The 11,266-nt window shown below is 37.3% G+C and carries 11 protein-coding genes; 2 read left to right on the forward strand and 9 right to left on the reverse strand.

Translation table 11 applies throughout. The annotated features are described in order from the left end of the window. Nucleotides 1-58 precede the first annotated feature (58 nt). Nucleotides 59-1,192, forward strand: a complete 1,134-nt coding sequence (gene hemW / locus G5B32_RS16120) for a radical SAM family heme chaperone HemW (RefSeq protein WP_165292525.1) — start codon at nt 59-61, stop codon at nt 1,190-1,192. A gap of 2 nt (nt 1,193-1,194) precedes the next feature. Here hemW and G5B32_RS16125 read toward each other — a convergent pair whose 3' ends face one another. Next, nucleotides 1,195-2,439, reverse strand: a complete 1,245-nt coding sequence (locus tag G5B32_RS16125) for a 3-deoxy-D-manno-octulosonic acid transferase (RefSeq protein WP_165292526.1) — start codon at nt 2,437-2,439, stop codon at nt 1,195-1,197. A gap of 260 nt (nt 2,440-2,699) precedes the next feature. Here G5B32_RS16125 and galE point away from each other — a divergent pair, with 260 nt between their 5' ends. Further along, nucleotides 2,700-3,734 (forward strand): UDP-glucose 4-epimerase GalE, encoded by a 1,035-nt coding sequence (gene galE / locus G5B32_RS16130; RefSeq protein WP_165292527.1) that lies wholly within the window; start codon nt 2,700-2,702, stop codon nt 3,732-3,734. A gap of 56 nt (nt 3,735-3,790) precedes the next feature. Here galE and G5B32_RS16135 read toward each other — a convergent pair whose 3' ends face one another. The 8 genes from G5B32_RS16135 to G5B32_RS16170 all read right to left on the reverse strand — a co-directional run bounded on the left by G5B32_RS16135 (nt 3,791) and on the right by G5B32_RS16170 (nt 11,081). Next, on the reverse strand, nt 3,791-4,783 hold the full coding sequence (locus G5B32_RS16135) for a rhodanese-related sulfurtransferase (protein ID WP_165292528.1): 993 nt from the start codon (nt 4,781-4,783) through the stop codon (nt 3,791-3,793). A gap of 93 nt (nt 4,784-4,876) precedes the next feature. After that, complete coding sequence (locus G5B32_RS16140) at nt 4,877-5,116, reverse strand: DUF3820 family protein (protein ID WP_165292529.1); 240 nt, start codon at nt 5,114-5,116, stop codon at nt 4,877-4,879. Further along, nucleotides 5,097-5,849 (reverse strand): glycosyltransferase family 2 protein, encoded by a 753-nt coding sequence (locus G5B32_RS16145; protein ID WP_165292530.1) that lies wholly within the window; start codon nt 5,847-5,849, stop codon nt 5,097-5,099. Before G5B32_RS16145 ends, G5B32_RS16140 begins: the two co-directional genes overlap by 20 nt. A 5-nt stretch (nt 5,850-5,854) precedes the next feature. Continuing rightward, nucleotides 5,855-6,763 carry a glycosyltransferase gene (locus G5B32_RS16150; protein ID WP_165292531.1) on the reverse strand — a complete coding sequence of 303 codons (909 nt, stop codon included), beginning with the start codon at nt 6,761-6,763 and terminating at the stop codon, nt 5,855-5,857. A 4-nt stretch (nt 6,764-6,767) separates the two neighbouring features. Next, nucleotides 6,768-7,661: a glycosyltransferase gene (locus G5B32_RS16155; RefSeq protein ID WP_165292532.1), complete on the reverse strand. Its 894-nt coding sequence runs from the start codon at nt 7,659-7,661 to the stop codon at nt 6,768-6,770. After that, a complete protein-coding gene (locus tag G5B32_RS16160; RefSeq protein ID WP_165292533.1) occupies nt 7,636-9,102 on the reverse strand; it encodes a lipopolysaccharide biosynthesis protein in 1,467 nt (488 codons plus the stop codon). The genes G5B32_RS16155 and G5B32_RS16160 overlap by 26 nt, the downstream gene beginning before the upstream one ends. Before the next feature lie 9 nt (nt 9,103-9,111). Beyond that, entirely contained in the window at nt 9,112-9,855 is a 744-nt protein-coding gene (locus tag G5B32_RS16165) for a DeoR/GlpR family DNA-binding transcription regulator (RefSeq protein WP_165292534.1), read from the reverse strand. A 32-nt stretch (nt 9,856-9,887) separates the two neighbouring features. After that, complete coding sequence (locus G5B32_RS16170; protein ID WP_165292535.1) at nt 9,888-11,081, reverse strand: hypothetical protein; 1,194 nt, start codon at nt 11,079-11,081, stop codon at nt 9,888-9,890. Nucleotides 11,082-11,266 lie beyond the last annotated feature (185 nt).

The raw sequence follows: 11,266 nt of genomic DNA on the forward strand, positions 1-11,266 counted from the left end.
TAAATATCTTTTTGTCCTTAATTCCTTACATTTGCCTCATAACATTTGAGCGGCACCCATGATATATTTTCACATTCCATTCTGTAAGCAAGCTTGTCATTATTGTGATTTTCATTTTAGCACTTCGTTAAAGTATAAGGAGGAAATGCTTGCAGCTATGCAGCAGGAGATTGTGAAGCGTGCACATTATTTGGAAGATAAGGTGGTGCACAGCCTCTATTTTGGGGGAGGGACACCTTCTATTTTGGATGCTGAAGATATATTAAAGCTTATTGGTACTGTAGAGAAACACTTCGAAATCAGTTCGGAAGCGGAGATTACGCTGGAAGCGAATCCTGATGACCTCACCGCGGAAAAAGTAAAAGCCCTTCGTCAAACACCTATTAATCGCTTTTCTATCGGGATACAATCATTCTACGAGGAGGATTTACGATGGATGAACCGTGCGCACAATGCCGAGGAAGCAGATTCTTCGATTAAGCGTGTTCAGGATGCAGGTTTTGAAAATATCACTTGTGATTTGATATACGGTTATCCCTTGTTGACAGATGAGAAATGGAAATCCAATATGCAGAAGCTTATTACGCTTGATATTCCACATATTTCATCGTATTCAATGACTGTGGAGAAGCGTACGGCATTGGCTCATTTTGTCAAAGAAGGCAAAACTCCTGCGATGAGTGATGCCCAAAGTGCCAACCAAATGCTAATGTTGATTGATACGTTGACTCAGAGTGGTTTTGAGCATTATGAGATTTCCAATTTTGCTAAAAACGGTAGGTATGCGAAGCATAATACCAACTATTGGAAAGGGCAGCATTATTTAGGCATTGGTCCTTCTGCGCATTCTTTCAATGGAAATTCCCGGTCATGGAATGTAGCCAATAATGCGAAATATATAGCAGCTTTGGCGGACAATACGGACTTTCAGGAAATCGAGAATCTTTCGAAAGAAGACCAATTCAATGAATATGTCATGACGTCTATTCGTACGATGTGGGGTTTAGATTTGCAAAAAATCGAAAAGGACTTCGGTTACGATTATAGGCAGCATGTTTTGAGAGAAAGTCAAGTATTCTTCGACAATGAAGAATTGGAAATTCTTGAAAATCACATACTCCGAGCGACCACTAAAGGCAAATTATTAGCTGATCATATTGCTTCGGAATTGTTTTTGGTGGACGAGAATTAGTTTTATCCTAACAATTTCTCGGTTTCCAAATATTTCATAATAATCTGCGTAGCTCCTGCACGCTGTTGCACATAATTCTTTGCAGAATTTCTAGCTTCGTGTAAGAAGTTTTGATCTTTTAGTGAGTCAAAAACCTGTTTTAATTCTGTATAATTAGATATTGAAAATCCCGCCATCAAAGTCACCAAATCCACAGCTTCTTGGAACTTTTCGTATTTAGGACCGAAAATAACAGGTTTACCATACGTAGCCGCCTCCAATGTATTGTGAATACCGACACCAAAACCACCGCCTATATACGTAATCTCGGCATAATGATATAATGAAGATAACATACCTATATTATCAATAACTAATATTTTGGATTGAAGGATTTGTTTGTCGGTGTAAGTTTCGAATTTTGAAAAGAGAAGTACTTCTCCGAATAGTTTAGTAATCTCTTCTATATGCGATGCATGAATTTCATGTGGAGCTATAATAAATTTCCATTGCGGATTATCTGCAGCCAATTGCCTTAAAAGTTCCTCGTCCGGTTTCCATGTACTTCCAGCAACGACGGTTTTATGCACTGCACAAAATTTTTCGACCTGTTCGATAGTTTTGTGCTGATTTGGAAGTTCTACTACTCTGTCAAAACGCGTATCACCCGCAAAGCCAGCTTTGGTGATATTTATCCATTTCAACATATGAACCGAATCAGTATTCTGCGCAAAAAAATAAGATACATTCTGTAAAATAGACCTAAAGAATCCGCCATAAGGTTTAAAAAAGATTTGCTCCTCCCGGAAAATAGCCGAAATCATTAATAAGCGGGTGTTACGTTGCTTAAGCTCTTTGAAATAGTGATACCAATATTCGTATTTGGTGAACACTACAAATCTTGGTTGGATGATATCCAGAAAGGCTTTCGCATTTGAAGCTGTGTCTTCAGGCAAGTAAAAGACATAATCAGCCAGTGTGGTGTTTTTACGAATCTCATATCCGGACGGAGAGAAAAAAGTTACAATTATTTTTTCCTGTGGAAATCTTTTTTTTATCTGTTCTAAAACTGACCTTCCCTGTTCAAATTCACCAAGGGAAGCAAAGTGAAACCAGATATATTTTTGCCCCTGTTCAACCGTTTGACCTATGCGATTTAATATGTCTTTTCTGCCCTGTACCCATAGCTTTGCTTTGGGGTTAAAAGGGGAAATTAGGTGTAATAAAACGCCATAAAGCCATATTCCTAAATCGTAGAGTAATCGCATATTGTTAAAATAATACTTATATTCGTCAAAGATATTAAACCTTTTCTAAACGTGGAATTGAGGCAAGCTATAATTTGCTACCCAATAAGGAAAGAACAATTTGGGATGACGCTGAAGATATTTGAATATATTTTTAATTCTAGTTAAAAAATATGCATATTTGTTTAGCATGAACTCCAGCAATCTGATGGTAAAACCTTATTTGTCCAACATCACGTTTTCAACACTAAGCTTACAACAAAATAGTAACATATAAGATTATGAGTAAAATTTTAGTAACGGGGGGTACAGGGTACATAGGCTCGCATACCGTTGTGGAATTACACAATGCGGGATATACACCAGTAATCGTTGACAATCTATCGAATTCGAATATTAAAATTTTAGATCAAATTGAGAAAATCATTGGTGTTAAGCCAGAATTTCATCAGTTTGATTTATGTGATGTAGCAAAGACGACAGCTTTCATTGAAGCAAATCCAGATATCACGGGAATTATTCATTTTGCAGCATCCAAAGCGGTTGGGGAATCTGTGGTGGATCCGTTAAAATATTACCATAACAATTTCTTTTCGTTGATTAACTTGTTGAATAGCTACCGTGAAAAACCTATCAACTTTGTGTTTTCATCCAGCTGTACGGTGTATGGTGAACCTGATGTTCTTCCTGTAACAGAATCTGCGCCAGTGAAGAAATCAACTTCTCCATATGGTAACACGAAGCAAATAGCTGAAGAAATCTTAGAAGAAACAGCAAATGCGTATGGCAACTATAATATTGTAGCTCTACGTTACTTTAATCCAGTAGGGGCGCATGAAACGGCTTTGATCGGTGAATTGCCAAATGGTGTTCCTCAAAACTTGTTGCCTTTCATTACACAGACTGCAATTGGTAAACGCGAAAAATTAACGGTATTTGGTAGTGATTACGATACTCCTGATGGATCATGTATTCGTGACTATATCCATGTGGTAGATTTAGCGAAAGCTCACGTAGCGGCCATCAAATTGTTAGAAAAAGGAAATCCAAATGGTAAGTACGATGTCTTCAATATTGGAACTGGTAACGGTTATTCGGTATTAGAGGCTATTAAAGCTTTTGAAAAGGCTTCAGGAAAGCCTTTGAATTACGAATTTGGACCTCGTCGTGAAGGGGATGTGATCCAAGTATGGGGTGATGTGACGAAGTCAACAAAAGAATTAGGTTGGAAAGCACAATTGGGTATTGATGAAATGATGTCTTCAGCTTGGGCTTGGGAACAATATATTAATGAGAATCCTTTGCCTTTGGATTAATACCGAAGGAATTAAATAAAACAGAAATAGCCTTGACAATGGTCAAGGCTATTTCTTTATGCTTGTACTTCCTCTTTGTTTTTAGGAGGGAAGTTTTTATGTTTTCTTTTAGAAATCTTTTCAACGTTTACAGGTTGAGGAATTTTTACATAGTATCCTGTACCATCATATTCTCTCTTATCAGGAACAGATTGACATTCTTTTGAACAACAACCTTCTAATTCCCATCCACAATCATCACATTGCGTGAAATGCTCATTACATTTAGCATTCGCACAGTTGATCATTTTCTTAGTCGGTTTACCACAATTTTTACATCTTGATATCACCGTCGGATTTACGGAATTCACTGGTACGGTTACACGATTGTCGAATACATAACAATCACCTTCGAAATCCTTTCCTCCAGCTTCTTTTCCATATTTGATAATACCTCCGTGTAATTGGTACACATCTTCAAAACCTTCTTTTAATAATAAGGCAGAAGCTTTCTCACATTTGATACCTCCTGTACAGTAGGTAAGAATTTTTTTACCTTTTAGGTGCTCTAATTCTTTTACCTTCTCTGGAAATTCGCGGAAATTGTCGATGTCTAAAGTAACAGCATTTTTGAAACGACCTACAGAATGTTCGTAGTTTGAACGTACGTCCAAGATAACCACATCCTCTTGGTCTTTCATTTCCATGAATTCCTTCGGCTCCAAGTGTTTACCTGTTTCTTTCGTAGGATCAATAATTTTAGGATCACGAAGACCAGAGTGAACGATCTCCGGCTTGTAGCGACAGTGCATTTTGATGAATGAAGGTTCTTCTACCTCATCAATTTTGAACTCCGTATGATTGAAACGTCCATCTGCATAGATAGCGTCCATATAGGCTTTACAAGCTTCAGGTGTGCCTGATACTGTACCGTTAAGACCTTCATCTGCGACGATGATACGACCTACAAGTCCAATTGATTTACAAAATTCTAAGTGATCTGCAGCAAACTGTTCTGCGTTTTCGATAGGGCTGTAGCAATAGTACAGCAATGTTTGATATTGTCCCATATATTTCATTGATACCGCTGCAAACGGCGTTTAATGTTAACTGTTAATTTGTTGCAAAGGTACAAAAAAGATTCCGTTCAAAAATGAGCGTCATTACTTTTTGATAAGTGGTGTCAATAAATACTCTAAACCATTCAATTTGATTTCGTACAATGTAGCGAGTTGCGTACCTAGCTTTCCAGGAGGAAAGCCTTTCTTGTGAAACCACACTAAATACGGCTCGGGCAAACGGCAAAGTAACCAACCCTGATATTTGCCAAATGGCATTTTGGTGTTTGCTAATTCTATTAATATTTCGGGATTAAAGAAATCGTTATTCTCGTGTTTTGCCATGTGTGAGTCTGTGCTTAATAAGTCTTAGCGCTATAATACCGTGATTAATCCAATTCTGAAAAGTGCCGTAGTGTTTTTTGAAAATGTCATAGCGTTCTTTCAAACTTTGCTTATGGCGCTGCTGAGACAAACCTCCGACCAAGTAGCGGGCGACATAGCAATTTACATTTTGGGATGTTTTAGCGTTTTTAGCCGCACGGATTACCCAATCTACATCTGCGCTAAGTTTATATTGTAGATCGTAAGGTTCAGCTATTTCTCTTTTTACATAAATAGCCTGATGACAGACATTCATGCCATATTGGAACGACTTCCAATCAAAATGAGCAGGAGCCTTGTGTCGACGGTCACCTATAATATTGCGCTCTTCGTCCACTAGTTTGGTTTCACCATAGATAATATCTGCGCCTTTACCTTTTTCAACAATGGTCTGAATGGTATGATTGTCATACAACTCATCTCCGGAATTTAGAAAAAGCACGTAATCTCCAGTCGCTTTAGCCAAACCTTTGTTCATCGCATCGTAAATCCCATTATCCTTCTCTGAAATAAGGACATCGATGCTGCCCCGGTATTTTTGTATAATATCCAAGGTGCCGTCCGTAGAAGCTCCATCGATAATAATGTATTCGATATGGCTATACGTTTGGTTGATGACGGAAAGAAGCGTATGTTCGATATCACGGACATTATTGTAGACAATGGTGATGATGGATATGGTAGGAGATGTCACGTTCGTTATTTTTTATTCCACTGCTTTTTTGCAAATCGTATTGCTCTCGCCCATAGTGAGCCTTTACGATGTTTGTAAAAATACTTAATTGCTTCGTAAGCTTCTTTATTTTCTTCGATTTCCTTGGGAAAATAGGAGACAGGTTGTGTGGCTAGTTCTACGTGATAAGCTGTGTCCGCATCAGAGTGTGTGCCCGAGCCATCTGTTCCCATATTTTGAATCATGGATTGCCGTGGATATAGCGCCAATCCATTGTGATTAAACAGCGTTAAATACCAGCGAATAGCCCAAGAATTGATTTTTCCAGCTTTGTATTCTTGCACTTGCTTCCAAAAGTTTTCGGTATGATCAATGCTAAATCTTTTGATTTTCTCATTATCAAAATCAGCAATAAGTGTGTCAATGTCGGTATTGTATTTGTTCCATGCTCTTGCCCAGGTTGCCCAGCCCCAGCTGTTGGCTACGCGAAAGAAAAAGGATTCGGGTAGTTTGTTGCTGTCTTTTACAGGATACATATAGCCACTGATTTCCATGACTTTTTCTTCCTCTTCGTATGCATCCAATGCATCATTAAAATAGCGTAAACCTACTTTAGCTATTTTTAGATCATCTTCGAGTACAATTACTTTTCCATACTGATTGATGACTTCTGTTACCCCTGTGATGACATTTTGTGCTAATCCTATATTTCGTTCTCTTTCGCAGATTGTAATCTTTTTAAAATTCCAAGGTTCAGCGATAATAGCTCTCACTTTATTTACTTGTTCGATAGCTTGTGCATTTTTGGCACCATCTGAAAATATAAATACTTCAGAATCTTGTGCTAACTCGGCATTTTCTAAGGCTTGCAACATTTGTCGGGTATGTTGCGGTCGATTGTACGTAAATATGATAATAGGCGCTAAATCTCGCATAAACTTAAAAGTTTTGTGGGTTTTCAATCATTTCTATGATAGAACGATTGTTAACGACTTCTTGTTTTTTCTTCTTGAAAGAATAGAATGAAATTAATGCTTTATGGTAATTAATCACCTCTTTTTTGACCTGTTCCGCGTTTCTGCCTAATTTTTTGGTCAAATAGAAATAGGAATCCAAAGCGAGTTTGGCTGGCTTCAATGAAAAAGCTCTATCTGTAATGGGATGCTTGTAAGATTTTGCAAAATCCATTTTAATATGGCAATCTGGAAATTTGGCCAACATGGTTTCATGCAAATAACGTTCCTCACCATAGAGAAAGATTTTCTCATCATAACCGCCAATTGCCCCGAAGGAAGATTTCCGCAAGAAAAAGCAAGCTCCAGAAATGATGGAATATTTTGGGTTAAAGATATTCATCTTCTGTAAAAACTGATTGATAATAAAGTCCTTTCGGGTTAGTCTACGCTGAATAAATGAGTGTGTTTTCTTATTGTATTGGTTGACTTGTTGGAAACCAAAAATATTCAACTTAGAGTCTGAGTCAAACTTTTCTTTTGCCCACGAAAAAATCGGTTCTAACAATTCTACATCAGGATTGATGAGTAGAATATGTTCATATGTAGCATGCTTTATTCCTAAATTATTACCCGCACCATATCCTCCATTGATAGAATTGGGAACGAATATACTTTGAGGATATTTTGTATGGATAAACTCTTGGAGATCCGCTTGATTGTCACTGTTATTATCAACTACGATAATTTCGAGTGATTCGGCAATATCGTTGTGTAGCAGGATAGAATCAATACACTTTTTGACAAGCTCCAGAGGCGAATTGTATGTAAGCAATACAGCGCTTACCCCATCTTTAGTTGTCTGTGTGTTTGGAAACATATTTATTTTTTAAATAGTGTATGATTTCTAAAAGTACTTCGGACTTCGCTACATACAAAATGGAGATGTAGGTTATTCCAAATACCAGTGTTTTTACAATTAGAGAAACCCAATTACTTTCGACAAAATTACCAATAAAATAAGTTAGTGCACCCGCTAAAAGGGCTGTTATTAAATATTTTGTTATAATAAGAGATAGTTCTGCGTATTTAATCTTGCTGTACGCTACTACTGACAACTGCCAGATAAATGTCCAAAACATCGTGAATAGCGAAATTCCCCACACCATGGGCAATACATCATCCCCATGAAGAAAATAGATAATAATAAGCTGTATGACACCGAATGAAATGATATAACGCATGTATAAATCCGACTTTCCTTTACTGAGCAGAAAATTGGAGTAAAAATTAATTATTGGCAAAAAGGCGGCATTTATGCACAATATTTTTAGTATTGGTACCGCAGGAAGCCATTTTTCTTTGACAGTTATAAGAATAAATTCTTCCGCCACACAATTTAAAAGTGCCAGCGTAGGAAAGGCTGCAAAACAAATAAAATTCAGAAGTTTGGTGAATATTCTTTTTTGTCTATCCTCGTCGTCTGCTATGGTGGATAGCATGGGCTGAGCAAAGCCGTGCGACATATTGGCAATGACACCTTGAGCTTTGATACTCCAACCATTCGCTTGCGTATAGTTACCCGTAGATGTGGTTGAATTTTTACCCAGTATTAACGTTAAAATATTATTATTGAGGATTTCGACCACTCTAGTGAGCAAAATCTTCGAGCTAAAACCCCACAATTCTTTAATAGGTGCGAAATTAATCTGTAACGTGGGTCTAAAATCGGAATATAAAAAACAGATTAAGGAAAACGTAAATGAATAGGTAATGGTCTGAAATACGATGCCCCAATAGGCATAGCCTAAATAAACAAGGGAGATACCCACTACCCCAGAACATAATGTCCCCAATGCAGTAGCTAAAGACCTTTCTTTAACTTTTAGGGTCTTGAACAAATACGCGCTGTGCGAAATTCCTAAACTACCGAATATTAAACCTATGAACAGTACACGAGCTGCAGGAACTAACTCAGGTTGATTGTAGAAACGACCAATCAGAGGCGATATTGCAAATAGTAAAATGTAGAGCGTGATACTAATCATTAAACTCATCCAAAATACCGCATTGTAATCACGATGATCAACTTCTTTCCTATTGGCTAAAGCGTTAATAAATCCGGCTTCCTGAATGGATGAACATACTGTCGCAAACACAATGATTAAGGAAACTAATCCGTAATCATGCGGGGTCAGAATACGACCCAGATAAATGCCAAAAAAAACAGCAAGTAATTGTTGCGCTCCATTCGAAATGCTTCCCCACAAAATCCCCTTTACCGCTTTCGACTTTAATGAATCCGAACTATTACTTGACATTTATATTGTTTAAATAACCTTTATATGATTTGAGAAATCTTTGACACGATTATCTTTTGTATCCAGGTCGGTCACTAGATATGTAACTTCCTTCAACGGTGCTACACGCATTTTTTGGTTAGAATTCAACTTTTCTGCAATACTTAATATTGCTAAAGCTTTCGAACACTTAATCATAGCACGTTTGATTTGCACGACTTCCCAATCGGAATCTGTAATTCCTTCTTCAATAGAAAGACTGTTTGTGCCTAATAGACAAAGATCAACACGAAGGTCAGATAATTCGTTAATTACCTGAGAACCAGTTACAATGTTTGTGTTTCTAGATAATTTTCCTCCTAGTAAAAACACTTCGATATTATCTTTTTCTGCTAATTCTAATGCCACAAGGGGACTAATCGTAAAAAATGTACATTGCAAATCATTTGGTATCAAGCGAGCCAATTCTATCATCGTAGTTCCGCCTCCAATTAGGATGGTCATTCCTGATGAAATAAGAGATAATGCTTTTAATGCGATTTCTTTTTTACCTTCTTTAGCGTATACATTTCCTTCCTGAAAAGGGAATTGAAATGATTTGGATAATGCACCACCATATACTTTGATGACTTGTCCATTTTCAGCTAATTCGTTCAAATCTCGGCGTATAGTATCTTCGGACACGTTCAATTGAATACTTAGATCTGAAGATAAAACCTTGTTATGTAGGTTTATTTGATGGATAATATACGCTTGTCTTTCTTCTTTAAGCATGGTTAGAATTTTATATATAATTGGTTATAATATTATTGAGAGTCATCTTCACCCGAAGGTTTTGTTTTGGTAATTCCCGCTTTAAATCGCGGTTTAAATCCAGCAGGTTTGTTCGCTTCTGTAGAAGGGACATCCTTTTGAGGATTTTCTTCTTTAGCGGATGATTCTTCGGTTGTCTTTTCAGTAGTAGTTTTAGTTACCCCAGCTTTGAAACGTGGTTTGAATCCAGCAGGTTTGTTCGCTGGTTCAGTCGTGTTTTGTGTAGCGTTCTCAACTTCAGGAGTTTCTGATTTCGGTTCTTCAGTAGAAGTAGTTTTAGTTACTCCAGCTTTGAAACGCGGTTTAAATCCAGCAGGTTTGTTCGCTGGTTCTGCCGTATTTTGTGCAGCGTTCTCCGTTTCAGGAGCTTTTTCTTTTGGTTCGTCAGCAGAAAATGTTTTGGTTACTCCCGCTTTGAAACGTGGTTTGAATCCAGCAGGTTTGTTAGCTGGTTCAGTAGTGTTTTGTGTAGCGTTCTCCGTTTGAGGAGCTTCTTCTTTTGGTTCTTCAGTAGAAGTAGTTTTAGTTACTCCCGCTTTGAAACGTGGTTTAAATCCAGTAGGTTTGTTCGCTGATTCAGTAGTGTTTTGTGTAGCGTTCTCAGTTTCAAAAGTTTCTCCTTTTGGTTCTTCCAAAGAAGCAGATTTAGTTACTTCAGCTTTGAAACGCGGTTTGAATCCAGGAGGTTTAGAAGCAGGTTCTGTTGATTTTTCTGAAGTATTTTCTGTAACAGGATTCTCAGTTTTCGAATCTTCAGTAGAAGTAGTTTTTGTAATTCCTGGCTTAAATCGAGGTTTGAATCCAGCAGGTTTGGCAGGAATCTCAGAAGCAGCATTTTCTGTTTCTTCTTTTTTATCCTTCGCTGCTGTTGTAACAGGTGCTTTAAATCTTGGCTTAAATCCGGCGGGTTTTACTGCAGGTTCGCTTACTGTTTTTTGCTCATTAGCAGGAATAGAAGTGTCTGTAGGTAATACAGCTCGGGATTCTTTCTTTGGAATTACAGCTTCTTCCGCTAAAGGATGAATTCTGCGTAATTGATTGAACCAAAACTTTTTGGAATGGTCGAAACTTTTTTCGCCCATTTTTTGGTAATGATCTTGGAATTCAAAGAATAGCGATTCATCTGCTTTTTTTAAAGCAACTAAATCAATTTTTTTCTTTGTGAAAAATTCTTCGAACGTGAGCATTCCCAAAGTTAATGATTTTGTACAGATAATAAAAAAGAGGGCAATGCGTAGTCATGGTCGGAAGATTTTTCTTCCGACTTTTTTGTGTTTTATATAGACGAGCATATCCACATAATCATCTGAATATCAGATTGTTATCTTGTTTTTATTGTTTTAATTTTGTATCTTTATCATTGATAATTATC

It is taken from the genome of Sphingobacterium sp. SGL-16 (assembly GCF_011043515.1).
Taxonomy (GTDB): domain Bacteria; phylum Bacteroidota; class Bacteroidia; order Sphingobacteriales; family Sphingobacteriaceae; genus Sphingobacterium; species Sphingobacterium litopenaei.